The sequence below is a fragment of the Jiella mangrovi genome (genome assembly GCF_017815135.1).
GTDB classification, from domain to species: domain Bacteria; phylum Pseudomonadota; class Alphaproteobacteria; order Rhizobiales; family Rhizobiaceae; genus Jiella; species Jiella mangrovi.
The window spans coordinates 116,804-138,204 of sequence record NZ_JAGJCF010000002.1 but is presented as its reverse complement, the minus strand read 5'-3'; the positions used below and the strand labels follow the sequence as shown (position 1 = coordinate 138,204).

The window sequence follows — 21,401 nt, the reverse complement described above, 5'->3', positions numbered from 1 at the left end:
ATTGCCTCCTCCCAATATGTCTCTCTGACCATCATCATGACCTATCACCTCGGCGCCGGGCACTGCACAATGGTGCGGCCCAGCCGGATCGACCGGCTGCCTGGCATTGCCGAGGCCCACATCTGTCTGGGCGATTTTAACGATGGGGCTTGTTCCGTGGACAATACAATCTCGACATTAACAAATGGTGAGCGGCTTCAGCACGAAGCACTGCAAAGGTCCGTACCCAAGGCTCCGCCGGAAAGGCGTGCCGGATCCGCGACCCGGTCGAACGAATACGTGGCGCGGCTCGCGGTCAGCGAATCCGTCAGGGACGACGCCTTCCGACTGCGCTATCGCAGTTATGTCGCAGGCGGACATATCGAACCAAACAGCTCTGGCCGGTTCAAGGATATCTACGACGATATGCCGAACGCCAGCACTGTCGTCATCTACGATCAAGGCGCCGCTGTGGCATCGGTGCGGACATGCACGCTGGCTCGTGGAACGGACCTCACGTCGCCGGCGAGGGACGCATTCCGCAAAGAGGTCGATGATCTGTTGAACCGCGATACCCACAGCCTGTTCTCCGGGCGGGGTATCGAGGTGACGCGTCTCGTCCGCAGCCCGGAAGCGGAGAACAATCAGGGCCTCGTCTTTCTCCTCTACCGCATGGCTGGCTACATCGCGCTTTGCGCGCACAGCCAGGTCCATCTGGCCTGCGTTCGCGAAAATCATACTCCTTTCTACAGGCGCCTCGGTTATGAGCCCGCGTCCGAACTGCGGGCCTATCCCGGGCTGAGCTGTCAGATGCGGCTCATGGCCAGCGATCGCGAAAGATACGACAAAGTGCGGCTTGCGGTTCCCGTCATGAATCCGATGACTGGCCGGACCGGGGACCTCAGCCGATTTTTCGAAGGGGGACCCGTGACCCTCTCGGTCCGGGAGCGTGAGTGATGCTGACCGCACTCATCATCGTGTTCGCCGCCGTGCCGCTCGCCTCCTTCAGCTGGGGCCTGCGGGGGCATTTTCGTGCCAGCGAGGGCATGCCAACCGCGATGCGCGCTCTCACGGCCGCAAGCAGCCTTTCCGCGCTGCTCTTCCTCGTTCTCGTCGTCACGGGTGACGTTGACGGTGTCACGGCTCTCGTCTTCGTTATCCTCGCTTGTGCTTCGGCTGCCTTGTTCTGGTGGGCTGTCAGGACGACCAAGCGGCTGCCTCCATGTGTCGCGCATAGCCAGTCCGATCCGGATTTGCTCTACGAGACAGGTCCCTATGCCTTTGTCCGCCATCCGTTTTATCTGGCCTACTGCCTGTTCTGGCTCGGCACTGCCGTTGCCGCCGGCGGGCCCCAATGGCTGGCAGCGGCGCTCTTGATCGGCTGGTATTTCGTGATCGCGAGGGCGGAGGAAGAGCGGTTTTTTAAATCGTTAATGGCAGCTTCTTATATACGGTACCGGCGCCGGACAGGAATGATCGTGCCGAGGGTGCGTGGGATGCTGCGTTGGTAATGTCTTGGAATTCTATCGTGTCTCGAACACAGGAAGGCGCAGCCTCGCTGCGCCTTCTGCTTCGTTTAAAGCCTCCAACCTCCGAGCAGAACAGGGAGTCGCTGCGCGACCAGGCCAGCCTCCTGTTCAGCCTGAGCATGCTGTTCGCAGCGACCGGTGTCGCTAATGCGGTCTTCATCGTCCTGAATTTCGATCCGCTTCACCGACTGGTGCTGCCCCTTTTCGGCGCAGTCATAGTGACAGTCTACGGGCTCATCGTGGCTGCGTCCTTCATCTGGAAACGATCCAATAACGCATTCGGCTATCTGCAATGGGCCCGCGTCCTGTATCTGGCTTTGGGTATCGCCTGGGGCGCCTTGATCAATGCCTTGGGTCACTACGGAGAGGCAGATCAGCATGCGATGATCATCGGTCTTGCGCTCGGGGTGATATCGACGTCGATCATCTGCGTTCCGGCCACTGTGGCGTTCAGTTTTTTTCTGCCTGTCGCGCTTCTGTCGATGGTCGCTGTGGCCATGCTCCACATAGCCGATACCGTCACCATGGTGGCCTTCACCAGCTATACCCTGTTCGCCGTCGTCGGAATCATCTGTACGAACCTCGCATTCGACGGACGTTCAAAGGCGCAAGCCGCTTTGAGGCGCGAAGTTTCGACCGTGAGCATCTTCCTGCGTGAGTATCAGGAAGGATCGTCCGATTGGCTCTGGGAAACCGATGCCAAGGGACGTTTGATATCCGTGCCGCCCAGCCTTGCTGCCGTCGTGAATGCACAGACGGCAAACGATCAGGACTGGCGTCTGGATCTGATCTTCAGTGCGTCGGAAGAGAGCGGAGGCCACCCCCGTTTACAGAACTGTCTGAACCAGCATATCGCCTTTCGGGATCTGACGACGACAATAAGGGTCGGCACGCAACAACGCTGGTTCAATCTGACCGGCCACCCCGTACACAGCGCAGATGGGTATCTGACCGGTTTTCGCGGCATAGGGCGCGACATAACCGAGCGTTACGAGGCGGACAGGAAGCTCGCCTATCTGGCCAGGCACGACGGGCTCACCGGACTACTCAATCGCAAGGCTTTCGTCGAGAAGGTGGCGAAGGCCTGCCAGGAGGGGCGTCGTTTCGTCCTCGCCATCATCGATCTCGACAATTTCAAGCAGACGAACGACACCTATGGTCACCATCTCGGCGACGAGTTGTTGGTGAGCGTCGCTGAACGCATAAACTCCGTCCTTCGTCCATCGGACGAGAGCGGACGGCTCGGGGGAGACGAGTTTGCGCTTCTCATTGCTGACGTCGATCTCGAAACGGCGGTCGACGAAGCAGCACGATTGTCTGAACTGATCGCAGAACGTCTGGTGCTCTACGGCCATAGCGTGACCCCAAGCACCAGTATCGGCATTGCCGCCTTCGAGGAGAAGGCTGATGACGCCGCCCGACTTTTGTTCAAGGCCGACCTCGCACTTTACAAGGCAAAGGTCGAAGGCAAGGGAGCGGTTCGCTGTTTCAAGCGCGAACTGGAGGAGGAGTATGATGCACGCCTCGTCCAGGAAAGCGAACTCGCCGCGGCGATCGACAACGGGGAAATAACAGTCGTCTATCAGCCCATCGCGGATCTGTTCACGGGGCAGGTCTTGTGCGTGGAAGCACTGGCACGATGGCATCATCCGCAGCGCGGACAAGTGTCTCCGGCGACGTTCATTCCCATAGCGGAGAACAGCGGCCTGATCGATCGGTTGGGAGAGTGGATCTTGCGTGCAGCTCTCACGAGAGCGGCACAGTGGCCCTCGTCCTTGCAAATCAACGTGAATCTGTCGCCCCAGCAATTGATCAGCGGTCGATTTCCCAAAGTCCTGGCGAACATCTTGCGGGAGACCGGCCTCGCACCGTCGCGGGTCGGGATTGAGATTACTGAAAATATCTTCGTCGATTTTTCGGAGAGTGTGCTCGAGCAGCTGACGGCAATCAAGGCCCAAGGGGTTCGACTGGTTCTCGACGATTTCGGGACCGGCTATTCATCCTTGAGCTATCTGCAGATGATCGATGTCGACGGGCTGAAGATCGATGCGAGTTTTCTCAGGCAGCTTCCGGACCATAAGGTCGAAGCGATTATTCGCACGGTGACGCGGCTGACGGCGGATCTGAACATCCATCTCGTCGCCGAGGGCATCGAAAACGTCATGCAGCTGCAATGGTTGCGCGGCAACGGCATTCATTTCGGCCAGGGCTTCCTGCTGGGGCGGCCGAAGGATGACCCACCCGTGGAGTGGCTCGACAACCTGCCCTGAACGGCGCGATGGCGCCGTCGCCGCCGGTTCATCCTGATTTCGAGCGCCGGGCTTTCCAATCTGCCGTCATCCGGCCGGCCGGCGCACCAGTGCCGAGGCAACGCCCGCGCCGATGAGGCAGACGCCGCCGACGCGGCCGGACATGACGAGGGCGCGAGGTGTCTTCAGTAGCGAGCGAGCCGATGAGGCAAGCCGGGCGTAGAGCGCGGCGTTGAGAAGGCCGAGGATGACGAAGGCGACGACGAAGATCGCCGCCTGCGGGAGATAGGGCTGGCCGGCGTGGATGAACTGCGGGACGAAGGCGGCGAAGAAGACGAGGCCCTTCGGGTTGAAGACCGTGACCAGGAAGGCGTCGCGGAACACCCGCGATGGACGGCCTCGCGCCACATCGGCGCTGCCGGCCGTCTCAGTGGGCTGCGGCGGATTGCGCCACAGTTTGACGCCCATCCACACCAGATATGCCGCGCCCGCCCATTTCAGCACCATGAAGGCTTCGGAGGACGCGGCTAGAAGCGCGCCGACGCCGGCGATCGAAAATGTCGCGGCGACGAGATCGCCGAGGCCGACACCGAGAACACTGGCGAGCGCCACCTTGCGGCCATGGGCGAGTGCCTGGCCGACGACCATCACCACCGTCGGGCCCGGAATGGCGAGAAGCACCAGGGAGGCGAGGGTAAAGGCGAGAAAGGTCGCGGGTTCCACGGGCATCGGCGGGCTCCTTGGTGTCTCGGCCCCAGAGGAAGCCTGCGCACCGACCGCCCTGTCAAGCGTCGCCCGCCGCGAGCATGCCGGCTGACGATCCGCTGACTATGGCGCCTTGCTTTCGCGACTTCTCGCTGCAAATCAATGGGATGACCAGCGCAGAACCCGGCTTCACACTTGGGATCGAGGAAGAATATCTTCTCGTCGATCGCGAAACGCTCGATCTGGCCTCGGCGCCGGACGGGCTGCTGGAGGACTGCGTCGCCGAGCTTGGCGACAAGGTCAATCCCGAGTTCCTGCGCTGCCAGATCGAGATCGGCACCGGCGTCTGCAAGACCATCGCCGAAGCGCGCGAGGATCTCGCCCATCTCAGGCGCACCGTCGCCCGCATCGCCGGGGAGCATGGCTGCGCCCCGTTGGCGGTTTCCACCCATCCGACCGCCGACTGGGACGAGCAGCGCTTCACCGACAAGGAGCGCTACCGGGAGCTGGAGGAGGACCTCGCCGCCGTCGCGCGGCGCATGCTGATTTGTGGCATGCATGTCCATGTGGGGATCGAAGACGACGATCTGCGCATCGATCTGATGAACCAGTTCTCCTATTTCCTGCCGCATCTTCTGGCGCTGTCGACGTCCTCGCCATTTTGGGGCGGGCGAAATACCGGGCTGAAATCCTATCGGCTGACGGTGTTCGACAACATGCCACGCACCGGCATCCCGCCGACCTTCTCCAGCTTTTCCGAATATTCCCGAGCGGCGGGGATCCTGATCGACACCGGGCTGATCGAGGATTGCACCAAGATCTGGTGGGATGTGAGGCCATCGGAAAAGTTCCCGACGGTGGAATCGCGCATCTGCGACGTCTTGCCGACGGTGAGAGAGGCGATCGGCGTCGCCGCCCTGACCCAGTCGCTGTTCCGCTTTCTCTTCTTTCTGCGCGCCGAGAACAAGCAGTGGCGGCAATATGACCGGTTCCTCATCGCCGAGAACCGATGGCGTGCCCAGCGCTACGGCGTCAGCGAAAGCCTGATCGATTTCGGCAAGGGTGAGCTGGTGCCCTATGGCGACCTCCTCGACGAGCTCATCGCCTTCGTGCGGCCGCATGCCGAGGCCCTCGGATGTCTCGGCGAAGTCGAGGGTCTGCGCGATGTGGTCAAGAGCGGCACCGGCGCCGACCGGCAGCTCGCGACGTTTTCCCGGCTGCGGGGCGAGGGCGCTGACGAGCGGGAAGCGCTGCGCGGGGTGATCAGAATGTTGATCGACGAGTTTACCGAGGGGCTTTGAGGGGAAATCTTCGCAGCAATATGCTAAGGTCATGCCGTTGTGATTGGAGACCGTCGGAGGCAACAGTGAGCCACGCCGAACAACAGGCCTGGAGTGTCGAGGAGTTTCTGGCCTGGCAGGAAGGAAGGCCCGGCCGTTACGAGTTCATCCAAGGCCAGCCGGTGAAGATGATGACCGGGGCGACGGCACGCCACGACAATGTGGTCCTGAACGTTCTCAGCGAGTTGCGCCAACGCCTTAAGGGTCATCCGTGCAAGCCGTTCACGGCAGATTATTGCGTCAGGACAATCGAGGATCGGATACGCCGGCCAGACGCGGGTGTGGATTGCCAGCAGGATGATCCGAACGCATTGGTCGCAACGAAGCCCGTCCTCGTCGTCGAAGTCTTCTCGCCGTCGACCCGAGATCTCGATCGAGCCTTGAAGCTCACCGAATACAAGGCCGTACCTTCAATCCGTACGATTCTCTATATCGAGCCGAACCGGCCGGAGGTCTATGTCTTCGAGCGCTCGGCCGAAAGCGAAACCGGTTGGCAGGACGAAAGGCGGGTCGTCGGTTTGGACAAGGAGGTCGCGATCCCGGCTCTCGGCATCGTCCTGCCGCTCGCCGAAATCTTCGACGGGATCGACTTCGTGCCAGGGCCGCTGCTCGGCTAGCTCGGCTCTCCGACGACGACGATATGCAGGCTTCGAGGCCCATGGGCCCCGAGCAGCAGCGTCTGCTCGATGTCGGCGGAGCGCGACGGGCCGGTGATGAAGTTCACCGATCGGGGCATTTCGCCCTTGCCGTGGCGGTCGCGCAGCCGCGCGAGCACGGCTTCCATGTCGCCCGCGACATCCGCCGCGTCGAGGACGACGATGTGATATTCGGGCAGGAAGTTGAGGCTGGTCGGGTTGTCCGGCCCGGAGGTCAGGATCAGCGTGCCGGTTTCGGCGATCGCGCCGGCCGCGTGGGAGAGGCTGACGAGATCGTCGCCTTCGCTGGGCCCGACCGACACGGACAGCGATGTCTGCGAGAAGTCGAGGCCGGCGAGGCGCGGATCGCGGCCGATTTTCACGGAAGCCGGCAGGTTGCGCTCGCGCAGATAGGCCGAGACTTCCTCCGGCACCCTGGTCGTGGCGTCGAGCCGCGTCACGGTCGCATTGGCACGCGTTGCCATTTCGATGAAGAGGGCCAGCCGGTCTGCCGGAGGCAGCCGGCCGCGCTCCGGTATGATCCCCTTGGGCGCGCCGGAAAGCCGTGCGGCGACGGCGGCCCGTCTTTCGGCATCATTGGCCGGTGTCGCGCCGACGGCGCGGCGAACTCGGCCCATGACGGCGTCGCGTGTCGAGCCGCTCATGCGCCCGCTCCCTTGCCGGCCTTCTGCCCGTGGCCGCTCTGGGCATAGGCCTGCATGAAGGTGCGCCCTTCGGGGGCGGGGAGATCGCGCCATTTGGTCCAGCCGCTGGCAAGCGGCAGCGCGCTGAAACGACGCTTGCGGCCGGCAAGCAGCTTCAGCGCCGGCATGGCGAAGGAGACGGCCGCTCGGTAGAGCTTCGGCCGCCGGGCGAAATAGGCCCAGACGCTAAGGCCGGCCCGCGCGGCCGTCGGTTGAAGGTGCTGTTCGAACTCCTTCTCGCGCCAGTGCCGCATCATTTTCGGCAGCGGAATGCGCATCGGGCAGACGCTTTCGCAGCGTCCGCAGAAGGTCGAAGCGTTGGGAAGATGGCCGCTCTTGTCGACGCCCATCAGCGATGGCGTCAGCACCGCGCCCATGGGGCCCGGATAGACCCAGCCATAGGAGTGGCCGCCGACGGCGTGATAGACCGGGCAGTGGTTCATGCAGGCGCCGCAGCGGATGCAGCGCAGCATCTCCTCGAACTCGGTGCCGAGCATGTTCGAGCGGCCGTTGTCGAGGAGGATGACGTGATATTCCTCCGGCCCGTCCTCGTCCTCTGCGCGCTTCGGGCCGGTCGAAAGCGTCGTGTAGACGCTCATCTCCTGGCCGGTCGCCGAGCGGGCGAGAACCCGCAGGATCTGTGCGGTATCCTCCAGCGTCGGAACGAGCTTTTCGAGCGAGGCCAGCACGACGTGGCACTTGCCCATGAGCTGGGTGAGATCGCCATTGCCCTCATTGGTGACGATGACCGACGTGCCGGTCTCGGCGATCAGGAAATTCGCGCCGGTCACGCCGATATCGGCCTCGCCGTATTTCTGGCGGAGAATCTGCCGGGCTTCGGACAAGAGCGTTTCCGGCTTGGTCAGATCGCGTTCCGGGTCGAGATCGAGGTGGAACTTGCGGAAATCCGCCTCGACCTGATCGCGGTTGATATGCACGGCCGGCGCGATGATGTGGCTCGGATGCTCGCCCCTCAGCTGGATGATGTATTCGCCGAGATCGGTCTCGACAGGGGTGATGCCGTTCTCCTCGAGGAAGGCGTTGAGCCCGATCTCCTCGGAGATCATCGTCTTGCCCTTGGTGACGGTCTTCGCCTTCCGGCGTTTTGCGATGTCGAGGAAAATCCGCCGCGCGTGGTCGGCATCCTCGGCGAAATGCACCTTGCCACCCGACGCCTCGACCTTTTCCACATAGGCCTCGATGTAGAGGTCGAGATGCTTCAGCGTGTGGTTCTTGATCTTCACCGCCTCGTCGCGCAGCGCGTCGAATTCCGGCAGGGCGTCGGCGGCCTTCTGGCGTTTGCCGATGAAGCCCTTCTCGACATTGCCGAGCGCCCGCTGGAGCTGGACGTCGTCGATCGCCTTGACGGTGTTGGCCTTGAAGCTGTGTGACGTGATCTGCATGGGGCGGAGCCTATTCGGGCAGGAAGTCGCGAGCGCGAAGCTGTTCGGCGCTGTATGGGCAGGTTTCGGGGAAGGTCGAGAGCGGAAGATCGGTCTCGTCGGCGGCGTCTTTCTTGGCGAGACGGTAAGCCGCAGCGACTATTTCGGCGGCTTCCCCCTTCAGGGAAGGGCTGTCTTCCTCGTTTGATTCGATATTCGTTCTCTGCATCCTGATGGTGTCGGTCCAGGATCGCGATCGCCGCTCCGGCTGATACTGCCACTTCAAGAGATGCTGAATGACAAGCCGGTAGTTCGATTTCAGGCGCTGTCGCTCGGATCTGCCCACACTCTCGATCTCCTCGATGACGTTCGCGATGTCGATTTCGCCGAACCGCCCCTGGCGCAGGAGCTCTGCCTCGCGCCTCGACCAGGCGGAGCCGTCGCGAGCATAGAGATCGTCCTCCGCTTCAATCCTGGGGGCGTTGCTCATCTCGCTCACTCCGGCAGGAAGTCGTGGTCGCGCAGCTGGTCGACCGTGTAGGGGCAGGTCTCGGGGAAGGCCGAGAGCGGGAGGCCGGTCTCGCGCGCGGCTCGCTTGCGTGCAAGTCCATAGGCTCTCGCGACGATTTCCCCGGCCTCTGCTGCCAGCGAGGGGCTGTCGTCTTCGTTCGCTTCGACGTTGTTTCTATGCGTCCTGATGGTGTCGGTCCAGGATCGCGATCGCCGCTCAGGCTGATACTGCCACTTCAGCAGATGCTGGATGATCAGCTGGTAGTTGGACTTCAATTCGCGCCATTCGGATTTCCCCACGCTCGCGATCTCCTCGACGACGTTCGCAAGGTCGATTTCGGCAAAGCGCCGCTGGCGCAGGAGCTCCGCCTCGCGCTTCGACCAGGCGTAGCCGTCATTGTCGTAGAGGTCGTCCACGGCGTCGATCTTGGGCGCGTTGCTCATCTCACTCACCCCGGCAGGAATTCGGGATCGCGCAACTGGTCGAGATCATAGGGGCAGGTCTCGGGAAAGGTGTCGATCGGCAGGCCGGTTTCGGTGGCGGCTTGCCGTCTCGCATCGGGGTAGATGTCCGCGACAATTTCGCTTGATTGTGCCTTGAGGCTTGGGTTTCGCTTTTCACGCCGGTGCAGTTGCGTCCTTGCATTCAGGATCGTCCCCGACCACGACCTTGTGCGCCGCTCCGGCTGAAACTGCCATTTCAGGAGATGAAAGATCAGCAGTGTGTAGAAGGACTCCAGCGCATGGATCTGCTCGTTTCCCAAGCTCTCGATCTCCTCGATGAGATTTGGCAGATCGGTATCGGCAAGGCGGCCAAGCCGCATGAGTTCCGCCTGTTCGAAAGCCCAGGCAGTGAAATCCTCGTCGTATCGCACGGGTTTCGCCGTGGCAGGGCTGTCTTTGGCAAGGCTCATCACCTGACCTCCCGTATCAGGGCGTCTGCGTGGGGTTGCGCATCGGCGCGGAAACGCAAGCAGAGCACGTTCGGCTCGCATGCGCCAGTTCTGGCAGCGATCCTGCCTGCCATGGCCGCCGGGGCTTCGATCCGCAGCGCCGGTGTCACAGCTTGCCCCCGATCGGCGGCTGGTCGGTCATGCCGGCGAGCACTTCGGCGACGTGGCGCACTTCGACGCCGAGATTTTCGCGTTTCAGCTTGCCGTCCATGTTCATCAGGCAGCCGAGATCGCCCGCGAGCAGCATGTCGGCGCCGGTGCCGGCGACGCGCCTGGCCTTCTTGCCGACGATGGCGTTGGAGACATCGGGATATTTGACCGCAAAGGTCCCGCCGAAGCCGCAGCAGACATCGGCGTCGGGCAGCTCCGTCAGGGTCAGGCCGGCGACGCTCTTCAAAAGCTTGCGCGGCTGTTCGCGGATCCCGAGTTCCCTGAGGCCCGAACAGGAGTCGTGATAGGTCACGGTCGCCTGCAGCGAGGCGTCGACGCGCTCGAGCCCCATGACGTCGGTGAGGAAACTGACGAGTTCGAAGACCTTGGCTGCAAAGCCCTTTGCCCGCGTCTCCCACTCGCTGTCGCCGGCGAACAGCTCCGGATAGTGCTTCTTCAGGGTCGAACCGCAGGAGCCGGAGGGCGCGACGACGTAGTCGTAGGCCTCGAAGGTGGCGATGACCTGTCTGGCGATCGCCCTGGTATCCATCCGATCGCCGGAATTATAGGCCGGCTGACCGCAGCAGGTCTGGCTCGAGGGAACGACGACGCGGCAGCCGGCCTCTTCGAGGAGCTTGATCGCGGCAAAGCCGACGCTCGGCCGGAAGAGATCGACGAGGCATGTGACGAAGAGAGCGACCGTCGGCTGAGGCTTGCCCGTCGTCGTCGGGGCGGGCTGGTTCGTCTGGCCATTGATGCTCACGGCACTCATACTCCCTTGAATTTGCTGCAGCGCCGCAAGGTTTTTGCCGCTGGCGTGCCGTCACGACTCATGTAGCGATCTTCCTCAGTTTTGGAACGATCGCAAATTTGCGGTCCCCAAATCGTCCGTCATCGGCTAGCAAGAAGAGGTTCCGTTACGGGGAGGACGGGTGATGGCTGCAATCACATTCGGGCAACAGGCGCTCGCACGCTTCGAGCAGGACGAGCGTCGGGCGCTGGTGCTGGGTGAGCTGCACGCGCGGCCGTTTCCCTTGGTCGAGATGCCTCGGGCGCTCATCGTCCTTGCTTTCATGAATACCGATCATGGGGCCCGCGACCATCAGATCCTGTCCGAGATGTCCGTCCGGCGTGGTGTTCCACCCCCAGCCAAGGATGCCAGAACCCACGCCTTCACCTTCGGCAAGGGCAAGCTGCGCTGGGAGCGGCACACGGAATTCTGCACCTATTCCTGGGAAGGGCCGGTGCCGGAGCGCTTCGGCGACCCTGTGCCCGGCCATCCCTTCGGCGCCGATTTCGAGGCGCCGGGGCCGCTGATTGCCGGCGTCCACCTCGAAATCCGGCCCAATGACGAGACCGGCGAGGCGGCGCTCGAAATTTTCGACAAGACCAGCTTCTGCTTTTCGGTGATGGAGGCAGGGCTTGCCCATGCGGCGACCGATTTTCGCCAGGACGGCGACGGGCTGACGCGCATTCTCGTTCTGGACGACGGCCTGCCGCCGGCGCGCGCGGGCGCGCTTGCCATGCGGCTCGTGGAGATCGAGATCTACCGGACGCTGGCGCTCCTTGGTCTGCCGCTGGCACAGTCCGTCGGCCCGGAGGTCCAGGCGCTCGAAGAGCGGCTGATGACGATCACCGAGGAGATGAAGAGCGGGCCGGGTCACTCGCGCGAACTTCTGCAGGAAATCACCCTTGCTGCTGCCGAAGTCGAGGCGTCGTCCGCCTCCGTGCTCTACCGCTTCGGTGCCAGCCGCGCCTATGACGAGATCGTGCGCGAGCGCCTTGCTGGCGTCGGCGAACAGCCGATCGCGGGCCAGGAGAGCTGGAGCGCCTTTCTGAAGCGCCGCATGGCGCCGGCCATGCGCACCTGCCGGGCGGTGGAGGAGCGCCAGGCGAACCTGTCCGAAAAGCTCGCCAGATCGGCCAACCTCCTGCGCACTCGCATCGATGTCGAGCTCGAACATCAAAACCGCGATCTCCTGTCGTCGATGAACCGCCGGGCGCAGCTGCAATTGCGGCTGCAGCAGACGGTCGAGGGTCTGTCCGTCGCGGCAATCGGCTACTACGTCGTTGGACTGTTCGGCTATGTCGCCAAGGGGCTGGAGCATGAGGGCTTCCCTGTCTCGGCAACGCTCCTGACGGCGGCTTTCGTGCCGGTGGCGCTGATCATCGTCTGGACGACCGTCCAGCGCATCCGCCGCCGTCACGTCGGCTCGCCCAAGGATGGCGAGCATTGATCCGTGCCGGCGATCGGCCCCGGCGATGGTGGCCGGGTGACCATCGGTGGACGAACCCGGCCTGCCTGCATAAGTTGATACGAAGATTGGGAGATCGCCAGTGTCCGTGATGATGCCGAAACCGTCGGAAGCGATCCTGTCGCGTCGCCGTGCCATCGTCGAGGCCTTGCGGCAGATCGTGCCGGGCGAGGGGGTGGTGGATGCCGCCAACGAAATGGCGGTGTTCGAGAGCGACGGGCTCACGGCCTATCGCCAGCTACCGCTCGTCGTGGTCTTGCCGAGTACGGTGGAACAGGTCGCGGCGGTTTTGAAATACTGCCACGGCGAGGACATTCCCGTCGTGCCGCGCGGCTCAGGCACGTCACTGTCCGGCGGCGCACTGCCGCTCGAGGACGGCGTTCTCCTCGTCCTTTCGAAGTTCAACCGGGTGCTCGAGATCGACTATGACAATCGCTGCGCCGTCGTGCAGCCGGGCGTCACCAATCTCGGCATCACCCATGCCGTCGCCGGCAACGGCTTTTACTACGCGCCGGACCCGTCCTCGCAGATCGCCTGCTCGATCGGCGGCAATGTCGCGGAAAATTCCGGCGGGGTGCATTGCCTGAAATACGGGCTGACGGCGAACAACGTGCTCGGCATCCAATTCGTTACCATCGAGGGCGAGGTGATGCGGCTCGGCGGCAAGCATCTGGATGCCGAGGGCTACGACCTCCTCGGTCTGATGACCGGATCGGAAGGGCTCCTCGGCGTCGTCACCGAGGTCACCGTGCGCATCCTGCAGAAGCCGGAGACGGCGCGGGCCGTCCTCATCGGCTTTCCGACCTCCGAACAGGCGGGCGAATGCGTTGCCTCGATCATCGCCAAGGGGATTATTCCGGGCGGCATGGAGATGATGGACCGGCCCGCCATCACGGCGGCGGAAGACTTCGTCCATGCCGGCTATCCGACCGATGTCGAGGCGCTGTTGATCGTCGAGCTCGACGGGCCGGCCGCCGAAGTCGACCATCTTCTTGCCGAGGTGGAAGCGATCGGCAACGCCAACGGCGCCGTCACCTGCCGGGTCTCCCAGTCGGAGGAGGAGCGCGCAGCCTTCTGGGCAGGGCGCAAGGCGGCCTTTCCGGCGGTCGGGAGGATCTCGCCGGATTATTACTGCATGGACGGCACGATTCCGCGGAAGGAGCTGCCGAAGGTGCTGGCCGGCATGAAGGCGATGTCGGAGAAATACGGCCTTCGCGTCGCCAATGTCTTCCATGCAGGCGACGGCAACCTCCACCCGCTGATCCTCTACGATGCCAACAAGGAGGGCGAGCTCCACCGCGCCGAGGAATTCGGCAACGACATCCTGCGGCTGTGCGTGAAGGTGGGCGGTGTCCTGACCGGCGAGCACGGCGTCGGCGTCGAAAAGCGCGACCTCATGCCGGAGATGTTCGACGAGGACGACATGAAGCACCAGCAACGGGTCAAATGCGCCTTCGACGACAAGCACCTGCTCAATCCCGGCAAGGTGTTCCCGACGCTGCACCGCTGCGCCGAGCTGGGGCGCATGCATGTTCACAAGGGGCAGGTGGCGTTTCCCGACCTGCCGCGGTTTTGAGGACGGAGAATGCGATGAGCGCGATCGAAATCTTACCGTCTTTGAAGCGACCGGACCCATTCGACGAAGAGCGCTTCTTGAAATTCCTCGAGTCGAGGCCTGAGGAAGAGCGATGGGAACTCATCGGGGGGGAGCCGATTTACATGCCGCCAGCGTCCGTATGCCATCAGATTATCGCGGCGACCCTTGCTCGGCTTCTCTCGTCGGCGTTGCGAGGCATTGGCTCCCCGCTCATACCGGTTCATGAGGTCGGGCTTGCGGTCGAAAGCGTGAGCGATTTTCGACCGATCGCCGACCTCGTCGTCATCGATCCCGGCGACATCGGCAGGCAGATCTATGCCACTCGCTTCTTCCTTGTGGCCGAGGTGGTTTCCCAGTCCAACACCAGCGACCACATCAGCACTAAGCGAAAGCTCTACGCTCAGCTGCCTGATTGCCAGCATGTGCTCATCTTGTCGCAGACCGATCTTGCCGTCGAGGTCTGGTCGCGGTCTCGCAACTGGGAAGGTCGTGTCTACCGCTCGCCGGATGATCGGATCGAACTGCCGGAGTTCGGCTTCTCATGTTCCGTCGACGAGATTTATGCCCATACCGATCTGCTGCGCGGGACCAAGGGATGAACAGCAGTGCTCGAATGACATATGCGTCCATTGAAAAGTCCATCCTGCGCCCCGAGACCACCGAGGATATCCGCGACATCGTCGCCGCCGCCGTCTCCGCGCAAGAACCGCTGGCGGTCGAGGGAACCGGCTCCAAGCGCGGTCTCGGCCGGCCGGTGCAGGCGGCACGGACTCTGTCGCTGACGAAGATGAGCGGCGTGACGCTCTATGAGCCGGAGGAGCTGGTGCTTTCGGCGAAGGCAGGCACCCCGATCGCCGAGATCGAGGCGCTGGTCGACGAGAACAATCAGCGCTTGGAATTCGAGCCGATGGACTACGGCCCGCTGCACGGCCTCGAGGCCGGGCAGGGCACGCTCGGCGGTGTCGTCGCCTGCAATCTTTCCGGCCCGCGCCGGCTGAAGCAGGGCGCGGCCCGCGATCACATCCTCGGCGTTCGCGCCGTGTCCGGGCGGGCCGAGATCTTCAAGTCCGGCGGCCGCGTGGTGAAGAACGTCACCGGCTACGATCTGTCCAAAGGCCTGACGGGTTCTTACGGCACGCTCGCGGTGATGAGCGAGATCACCATCAAGGTTCTGCCGAAATGCGAGACCGAGACGACGCTCGTTCTGCGCGGTCTGACGGACGGCGAGGCCGCCGGCGCCATGGCCGCGTCCATGGGCTCGGCTGCGGAGGTTTCGGCGGCCGCCCATCTGCCGGCCTATGTGTCCTCCCGAGTGATGGACGGCGAGCTCGGCAACGAGGCGGCGACCGCGATCCGCATCGACGGCTTCGGCCCTTCGGTCGAGGCGCGCGCCACGCATCTCGGACGAGCGCTGGAGAAGGTCGGCAAGCTGGAACGGCTGGAGCCGGAAGCCTCACGCCGGCTCTGGCGGGACGTGAGGGACGTCCGCCCCTTCGTCGACGGCACCGATAAGCCGGTGTGGCGCCTGTCGGTGACGCCGACACGGAGCCACGAGATCGTCATGAGCCTCAGGATGCAGGCGGCGATCGATGCCTTCTACGACTGGCAGGGCGGTCTCGTCTGGCTGCGCATGGAGGCGGGCGAGCCGGCAGCCGATCTCGTGCGCGAGACGATCCGCCGTTTTGGCGGCGGCCACGCAACGCTGGTGCGGGCGTCGGAGAGCGTCAGGGCGGCGACCGCCGTCTTCCAGCCGCAGCCGGGGCCGCTGGCGGGATTGTCGCGCAGGCTGAAGGAACAGTTCGATCCGGCGGGCGTGCTCAATCCGGGGAAGATGGGGTAGGATGACCTATGGGATGGCAGTCCGGTCTATCGAGGTGCTGAGATGAAGATCGATGAAGTGATCAGTTCCGATCCCGATATCATGTCCGGGGAAGTGGTGTTCGCTGGTACCCGCGTGCCGATAGAGGCATTGTTTGGAAATCTGGCGGCCGGCGTGAGCTTTGAGGAATTTCTGGATGATTTCCCGACAGTCACCCGCGAGCAGGCCGAAGCAGCCCTCATTTTTGCTGGCGAGCACCTGAAGTCGTTTCATAGATGGCAGAATTTTGAAAGCGCTGCTTGACGAGAGCGTCCCGAAAGCAGTCGCGCGACTGCTCGGCGAGCGAGCGCTCGACGCTTCGAAATTCCCAAACGACTGGAAAGGGCTCCGCAACGGCGATCTTCTGCGCCGCTTGGTCGAGAAAGGCTACGACTGCCTGATTACTTGCGACAAGAATCTGTTGTTTCAACAGAGCACGCGCTCACTCGGAATCGGGATCATCGTTCTCCCGAGTCAGAATGTGCGCGAGTTGCAATCAATCGGCGGCAGTATCGCGGCCGCGTACATGCAGGTTCGCCCTGGCCTACCTCTCATCATTCGTCGGGACGGCGGGATCACCCCGTTCGACATCGGAAGGCTGCAAGAGAAATAAACATGCAAACCACCTTCACCGCCGATCAGCTCGAACAGCCCGATGTCGCCCATTCGGAAGGGATCATCCGCAAATGCGTGCATTGCGGTTTCTGTACGGCGACCTGCCCGACTTACGTCACGCTCGGCAACGAGCTCGATAGCCCGCGCGGGCGGATCTACCTCATCAAGGAGATGCTGGAGAACGACCGGCCGGCGGACGAGAAGGTAGTCACCCATATCGACCGGTGTCTGTCCTGCCTCGCCTGCATGACGACGTGCCCCTCGGGCGTGAACTACATGCATCTCGTCGATCATGCCCGGGCGCATATCGAAAAGACCTATGAGCGGCCCTTCGCGGACAGGATGATCCGCAAGATCCTGAGCCTCACCTTGCCCTATCCGGCGCGCTTCCGGGCGAGCATCCAGCTGGCGAGGCTCGGGCGGCCGTTCGCCGGCATCCTTGACGGGATCAAGCCCTTGAAGCCGCTGGCCGCGATGCTGCGGCTTGCGCCGGCTTCCCTGCCGGCGAAGTCTGCGGTCAACACGCCGGGCGTGCGAAAAGCGGCCGGCGAGCGGGTCAAGCGCGTCGCGCTGCTCACGGGATGCGCGCAGTCGGTGCTCGACCCGAAGATCAACGAGGCGACGGTGCGGCTGCTCACGCGCCTCGGCGTCGAGGTGGTGATTCCGGAGGGTGAGGGATGTTGCGGCGCGCTGACCCATCACATGGGGCAGGAAGACGCCGCGCTCGATTTTGCCCGACGCAATGTCGATGTCTGGACGAAGGCGATCGCCGAGGGCCGCCTCGACGCCGTCGTCATCACGGCGTCCGGCTGCGGGACGACCATCAAGGATTACGGCCATATGCTGCGCCTCGACCCGGCCTATGCCGACAAGGCGGCAAAGGTCTCGGCGCTGGCGAAGGACGTGACCGAGTTCGTTGCCGATCTCGAGCTGCCGGCGCCGCGCGATGTCGGCCCGATCATCGTCGCCTATCATTCGGCCTGCTCGATGCAGCATGGTCAGAAGGTCGTGCGCCAGCCGAAGGCGCTGCTCTCGAAAGCCGGCTTTGCCGTCCGCGACGTGCCGGAAGGCCATCTGTGCTGCGGTTCGGCCGGCACATACAATATCCTCCAGCCGCAGATCGCCAGTCAGCTGAAAGCGCGCAAGGTGAAGAACATCGAAAGCGTCATGCCGAACGTGATCGCGACGGGCAATATCGGCTGCATGACGCAGATCGGCAGCGGCACGAAGATCCCCGTCCTCCATACGGTCGAGCTGCTCGATTGGGCGTTTGGTGGCGAAAAGCCGGCAGTGCTCGGCTGATTGGCGTCAGGCTAACGCGCAACCTCTTCCAGAAACCGCATCAGCCCGGTCTCCGCCGACGTCAGCCTTTCGCGGCGACGGCCCCGCATCAGGTCAGGGGATAGCGTTCCCTCCTCATAGGCGGAAACGATCGCAGGATGGACGTAGGAGGATCGCGCGACGGCCGGCGTATTCCTCAGCCGGGCCGCGACGGAGCGCATCGCCGCGGCGACGGCGCGCTTCTTCTTGTTCGGCGTGTCAGCGTCCCCCGCATCTTCGATGAGATAGCGCAGCGCCTCAGCCGAACCGTGGAAGGTGCGAAAGTCCTTGGCCGAAATGTGCGCGCCGGAGGCTTCGCTCAGATAGTCGTTGAGGACGGTTGCGGTCAGCTCGCGCTGCTTCTTGGTCTTTCCGGGAAAGCGGAAGAGACGCTGGCCGCCGCCCTGGCGCATCTTCTTCAGCGAGGCGACCAGCGGGCGCTCGGCGATTTCGATCCGGTGTTCCTTGCTCGATTTGCCGATGAATTTCAGCACCGCGACATTGTCGACGATGCGCAGGTTCTGTCGGCGGAGCGAGGCGACACCCCGGCCGCCGTCGGCGGCGTATTTCTCGTGGCCGGCGCGCATGGCTGCGACATCGACGAGGCGCGTGGCAAGCGCCGCAGTCATCCGGCGGTCGGCCTTCCGGCGCCTCAGATCCCGCTCGATCGCGCCGCGCAGCCTTGGCAAGGCCTTGCCGAAGCGCAGCAGGCGCTCGGTCTTCACGGCGTTGCGCACGTTCACCCAGGCGTCGTGATAGCGATATTGCAGCCGGCCCTTTTCGTCCCGGCCGATCGCCTGGATGTGACCATTTTCGAAGATGCAGATCTTCACGCCCTGCCAAGCCGGCGGGATGGCCAGCGCCTTCACTCTCTTCTTGAGGCGCTTGTCGTGAATGGTCTCGCCCGAGCGCAGGCAGATCTTGAAGCCCCGGCCGCATTTGTGCCGTTCGATCTCGAAGCTTTCCGGATCGACCATTTCGAGCCCGTAGCGTTCGGCGTGGATGGCGAGATCGTACTGCATCGACTTTCCGGTCCGGGGTGTGAGATCGCGAATTTCCTGACGGCTTAACGCCGCCTCATGAAGCGGCGTTCCCACCGTCGGCTGCGACGAATTCGATTCCGCGATCAAAGACTTGTCAGGGAACCATGTGGCCTTCGGCGAGCTTGTCGCGAGGTTCATTCAAGCTGAGCGAGGTCGCACGCGATGACGAAATTCCAGAAGAACCAGCATGTCGCCTGGTCGTGGGGCAATGGCGAGGGCACCGGGCAGGTGAAGGAGCACTTCAAGGAGAAGGTGACGCGGACCATCGACGGAACCGAAGTCACTCGCGACGCCAGCGACGACAACCCGGCCTATCTGATCGAGCAGGAGGACGGCAGCCAGGTGCTGAAATCGGAATCGGAGTTGAAAAAGGCGAACTGACATCTCGCAGCGCGGTCGTCCGCCTGGCTTTCCGCTCGCAATCCGTGCTCCTAGACCCACGGCCAGTTCAACACGCCGATCGCCACCACGACGTAGCGGGCGAGTTTGCCGCTGCCGACGAGGGCGAGGAACAGCAGGAGGTTCACCCGAGCGATACCGGCAACCACCGTCAGCGCGTCCCCGCCGATCGGCGCCCAGGCGAGAAGCAGCGTCCAGACGCCGTAGCGGCGGAAGACGGTCGAGAACCGCTCGATATGGCCGGCCGATACCGGAAACCAGCGCCGGTCCCGGTAGCCGATCAGAAACCGCCCGCAGCCGAAGTTGACGAGCGAGCCCAGCGTGTTTCCGATGGTCGCAAGAGCGATCAGCAAGAAGGGATCGGCGGACTTCTCGACAAGGCTCGCGACGAGCACGACCTCGGACGCACCCGGCAGCAGCGTGGCGGCGAGAAACGCCGACCAGAACATGGCCATTGCGGAGAAAAATTCGCTGCTCATCGGCGCTTGATAGCCGAGGCCGGAGAAATGGCGAAACCTTCCGCAGAAGCGGCGCCGGGACCGCGCGATCTGGCGGTCGATGAATGATCATCGAAGACCAGCCGCGCGCGTCACACGGATGACACCGATCGCTGTCTCCATCATTCTGACGCTGGCAAACGGCGGGAGGGGGTCATCGCGTTTCAAGGATTTCATGCCGTATCGCGGTGCGCAGCTCTCGGGCGGCGGCTGCGTTCGTCGAATGCCGTGGCGACACCCGGCCGACACAACGCCCGCCCGCGCTGATGGCAGGAAAGACGCCTTTGACGTCCGCCGAACGGGCGGACTGCGACGAGACCACCTCCCTTGCCGAGGCATCCCGTGCCTTCGCGCGGATCGCCTGCCTCTCCTTCGGTGGGCCGGCGGGGCAGATTGCGGTGATGCATCGCATTCTCGTCGAGGAAAAACGCTGGATCGGCGAAGATCGGTTCCTGCATGCCCTGAACTTCTGCATGCTCCTGCCGGGACCCGAGGCCCAGCAGCTCGCCACCTATTGCGGCTGGCTCCTGCATCGGACGCTCGGCGGCCTCGTCGCCGGCCTGCTTTTCGTGCTGCCCGGATTTCTGGCGATGATGGCGCTTAGCATCGTCTATGGAACCTACGGCGATGTCGCGATCGTCGCGGCGCTGTTTCTGGGGCTGAAGGCGGCGGTGGTTGCCATCGTCCTGCAGGCGGTCATCCGCATCGGCGGCCGGGCACTGAAGAACGGCGGGATGATCGGCATCGCCGCGCTGGCCTTCGTGGCGATCTTCGCCTTCGACGTGCCGTTTCCGCTCATCGTCGCCGCGGCGGGGCTCGCAGGCCTGATTGGCCAACGGATGGGGCATCCGGCCTTCGCCACTGCCGGAACCTTCGGTCATGGCCACCAGGCCGGCGAGGACGGGGGCGCCGGCCAGGACCAGACGGGCAGCGACGCGCATGCGATGGCGGCGCGACCCTCGACGCGCTCGGCCTTTCTCACCGCAGGTGTCTGTCTCGCATTGTGGCTCCTGCCGACGGCCGCGATCTTCCTCCTCCTCGGAGCCGACGACGTCTTTACGCAGATCGCGGTCTTCTTCTCCAAGATGGCTGTCGTCACCTTCGGCGGGGCCTATGCCGTCCTCGCCTATGTCGCTCAGGAGGCCGTCGGCACCTATGGCTGGATGCGGCCGGGCGAGATGATGGACGGTCTCGGCCTTGCCGAGACGACGCCGGGACCGTTGATCATGGTCACCCAGTTCGTCGGCTATCTGGCGGCGTTTCGCGAGCCGGGGTCGTTCAACCCCTATCTTGCCGGCGTGCTCGGCGCGTGCCTCACCACCTGGGTCACCTTCGCGCCGTGTTTCCTGTGGATCTTCGCCGGCGCCCCCTTCGTCGAGCGCCTGAGAAGCAACCGGGCGCTCTCGGCCGCGCTGTCGGCGATCACAGCCGCCGTGGTCGGCGTGATCCTCAACCTTGCGGTCTGGTTCGCGCTGCACGTCCTGTTTTCGCGGATCGCGGCGGTGGAGCGGTTCGGCCTGTCGCTCGACGTGCCGGATCTGTCGAGCCTCGATCCGCTGGCTCTGGCCCTCGTCGTCGTGGCGGCAGCGGCGATTTTTCTGCTGCGCCTCGGCATGCTGGCGACTTTGGCGCTGTGTGCGGCTGGCAGCGCCGGTGCTTTCGCTCTCGGCCTATGAGCCCT

At 63.6% G+C, this 21,401-nt stretch carries 23 protein-coding genes; 14 read left to right on the top strand and 9 right to left on the bottom strand.

Annotated elements, in window-relative coordinates:
• Positions 1–36: 36 nt before the first annotated feature.
• The 3 genes from J6595_RS03540 to J6595_RS03530 are packed head-to-tail and all read left to right on the top strand — an operon-like array spanning position 37 to position 3,778.
• Positions 37–936, top strand: coding sequence for an N-acyl amino acid synthase FeeM domain-containing protein (locus J6595_RS03540; protein ID WP_209593081.1), 900 nt, complete (start codon positions 37–39; stop codon positions 934–936).
• Complete coding sequence (locus tag J6595_RS03535; RefSeq protein ID WP_209593080.1) at positions 936–1,490, top strand: methyltransferase family protein; 555 nt, start codon at positions 936–938, stop codon at positions 1,488–1,490. The genes J6595_RS03540 and J6595_RS03535 overlap by 1 nt, the downstream gene beginning before the upstream one ends.
• Before the next feature lie 17 nt (positions 1,491–1,507).
• Entirely contained in the window at positions 1,508–3,778 is a 2,271-nt protein-coding gene (locus J6595_RS03530; RefSeq protein WP_209593079.1) for a putative bifunctional diguanylate cyclase/phosphodiesterase, read from the top strand.
• Between the two features lie 66 nt (positions 3,779–3,844).
• Here the strand turns inward: J6595_RS03530 and J6595_RS03525 are convergent, their stop codons facing one another.
• Entirely contained in the window at positions 3,845–4,486 is a 642-nt protein-coding gene (locus tag J6595_RS03525; RefSeq protein WP_209593078.1) for a LysE family translocator, read from the bottom strand.
• A 143-nt stretch (positions 4,487–4,629) separates the two neighbouring features.
• Here J6595_RS03525 and J6595_RS03520 point away from each other — a divergent pair, with 143 nt between their 5' ends.
• Both J6595_RS03520 and J6595_RS03515 read left to right on the top strand, forming a co-directional pair.
• Entirely contained in the window at positions 4,630–5,763 is a 1,134-nt protein-coding gene (locus J6595_RS03520) for a carboxylate-amine ligase (protein ID WP_209593077.1), read from the top strand.
• Positions 5,764–5,828: 65 nt separating this feature from the next.
• A complete protein-coding gene (locus J6595_RS03515; RefSeq protein ID WP_209593076.1) occupies positions 5,829–6,419 on the top strand; it encodes a Uma2 family endonuclease in 591 nt (196 codons plus the stop codon).
• Here the strand turns inward: J6595_RS03515 and J6595_RS03510 are convergent.
• The 6 genes from J6595_RS03510 to J6595_RS03485 all read right to left on the bottom strand — a co-directional run bounded on the left by J6595_RS03510 (position 6,416) and on the right by J6595_RS03485 (position 10,908).
• Positions 6,416–7,102: a LutC/YkgG family protein gene (locus tag J6595_RS03510; protein WP_209593075.1), complete on the bottom strand. Its 687-nt coding sequence runs from the start codon at positions 7,100–7,102 to the stop codon at positions 6,416–6,418. The two genes, J6595_RS03515 and J6595_RS03510, sit on opposite strands and share 4 nt — an antisense overlap.
• Entirely contained in the window at positions 7,099–8,544 is a 1,446-nt protein-coding gene (locus tag J6595_RS03505; protein ID WP_209593074.1) for a LutB/LldF family L-lactate oxidation iron-sulfur protein, read from the bottom strand. The genes J6595_RS03510 and J6595_RS03505 overlap by 4 nt, the downstream gene beginning before the upstream one ends.
• Positions 8,545–8,554: 10 nt before the next feature.
• Positions 8,555–9,013: a DUF29 domain-containing protein gene (locus J6595_RS03500; RefSeq protein WP_209593073.1), complete on the bottom strand. Its 459-nt coding sequence runs from the start codon at positions 9,011–9,013 to the stop codon at positions 8,555–8,557.
• A 5-nt stretch (positions 9,014–9,018) separates the two neighbouring features.
• Positions 9,019–9,477, bottom strand: a complete 459-nt coding sequence (locus J6595_RS03495) for a DUF29 domain-containing protein (RefSeq protein ID WP_209593072.1) — start codon at positions 9,475–9,477, stop codon at positions 9,019–9,021.
• A 5-nt stretch (positions 9,478–9,482) separates the two neighbouring features.
• Positions 9,483–9,947 carry a DUF29 domain-containing protein gene (locus J6595_RS03490; protein ID WP_209593071.1) on the bottom strand — a complete coding sequence of 155 codons (465 nt, stop codon included), beginning with the start codon at positions 9,945–9,947 and terminating at the stop codon, positions 9,483–9,485.
• A gap of 145 nt (positions 9,948–10,092) precedes the next feature.
• Complete coding sequence (locus tag J6595_RS03485; RefSeq protein WP_209593070.1) at positions 10,093–10,908, bottom strand: (Fe-S)-binding protein; 816 nt, start codon at positions 10,906–10,908, stop codon at positions 10,093–10,095.
• 163 nt (positions 10,909–11,071) lie between these two features.
• Here J6595_RS03485 and J6595_RS03480 point away from each other — a divergent pair, with 163 nt between their 5' ends.
• The 7 genes from J6595_RS03480 (at position 11,072) to glcF (ending at position 17,763) form a co-directional block, all read left to right on the top strand.
• Positions 11,072–12,373, top strand: a complete 1,302-nt coding sequence (locus J6595_RS03480; protein WP_209593069.1) for a DUF3422 family protein — start codon at positions 11,072–11,074, stop codon at positions 12,371–12,373.
• A gap of 109 nt (positions 12,374–12,482) precedes the next feature.
• Positions 12,483–13,967: an FAD-linked oxidase C-terminal domain-containing protein gene (locus J6595_RS03475; protein WP_209593370.1), complete on the top strand. Its 1,485-nt coding sequence runs from the start codon at positions 12,483–12,485 to the stop codon at positions 13,965–13,967.
• A gap of 14 nt (positions 13,968–13,981) precedes the next feature.
• Positions 13,982–14,587, top strand: a complete 606-nt coding sequence (locus J6595_RS03470; protein ID WP_209593068.1) for a Uma2 family endonuclease — start codon at positions 13,982–13,984, stop codon at positions 14,585–14,587.
• A 14-nt stretch (positions 14,588–14,601) separates the two neighbouring features.
• Positions 14,602–15,828, top strand: coding sequence for a glycolate oxidase subunit GlcE (gene glcE / locus J6595_RS03465; RefSeq protein ID WP_209593067.1), 1,227 nt, complete (start codon positions 14,602–14,604; stop codon positions 15,826–15,828).
• A 42-nt stretch (positions 15,829–15,870) separates the two neighbouring features.
• Positions 15,871–16,110 carry a DUF433 domain-containing protein gene (locus tag J6595_RS03460; protein WP_209593066.1) on the top strand — a complete coding sequence of 80 codons (240 nt, stop codon included), beginning with the start codon at positions 15,871–15,873 and terminating at the stop codon, positions 16,108–16,110.
• The gene (locus J6595_RS03455) at positions 16,094–16,459 is read left to right on the top strand and encodes a hypothetical protein (RefSeq protein WP_209593065.1); all 366 of its coding nucleotides are present in this window, start codon (positions 16,094–16,096) and stop codon (positions 16,457–16,459) included. Before J6595_RS03460 ends, J6595_RS03455 begins: the two co-directional genes overlap by 17 nt.
• A gap of 2 nt (positions 16,460–16,461) precedes the next feature.
• Positions 16,462–17,763 carry a glycolate oxidase subunit GlcF gene (gene glcF / locus J6595_RS03450; RefSeq protein WP_209593064.1) on the top strand — a complete coding sequence of 434 codons (1,302 nt, stop codon included), beginning with the start codon at positions 16,462–16,464 and terminating at the stop codon, positions 17,761–17,763.
• 11 nt (positions 17,764–17,774) lie between these two features.
• Here glcF and J6595_RS03445 read toward each other — a convergent pair whose 3' ends face one another.
• The gene (locus tag J6595_RS03445; protein WP_209593063.1) at positions 17,775–18,803 is read right to left on the bottom strand and encodes a DNA topoisomerase IB; all 1,029 of its coding nucleotides are present in this window, start codon (positions 18,801–18,803) and stop codon (positions 17,775–17,777) included.
• A 183-nt stretch (positions 18,804–18,986) separates the two neighbouring features.
• Between J6595_RS03445 and J6595_RS03440 the strand changes: the two genes are divergently transcribed.
• Positions 18,987–19,205, top strand: a complete 219-nt coding sequence (locus J6595_RS03440) for a hypervirulence associated TUDOR domain-containing protein (protein ID WP_209593062.1) — start codon at positions 18,987–18,989, stop codon at positions 19,203–19,205.
• A gap of 50 nt (positions 19,206–19,255) precedes the next feature.
• Here J6595_RS03440 and J6595_RS03435 read toward each other — a convergent pair whose 3' ends face one another.
• On the bottom strand, positions 19,256–19,702 hold the full coding sequence (locus J6595_RS03435) for a YqaA family protein (protein WP_209593061.1): 447 nt from the start codon (positions 19,700–19,702) through the stop codon (positions 19,256–19,258).
• 284 nt (positions 19,703–19,986) lie between these two features.
• Between J6595_RS03435 and chrA the strand changes: the two genes are divergently transcribed.
• Entirely contained in the window at positions 19,987–21,396 is a 1,410-nt protein-coding gene (gene chrA / locus J6595_RS03430) for a chromate efflux transporter (protein WP_209593060.1), read from the top strand.
• Positions 21,397–21,401 lie beyond the last annotated feature (5 nt).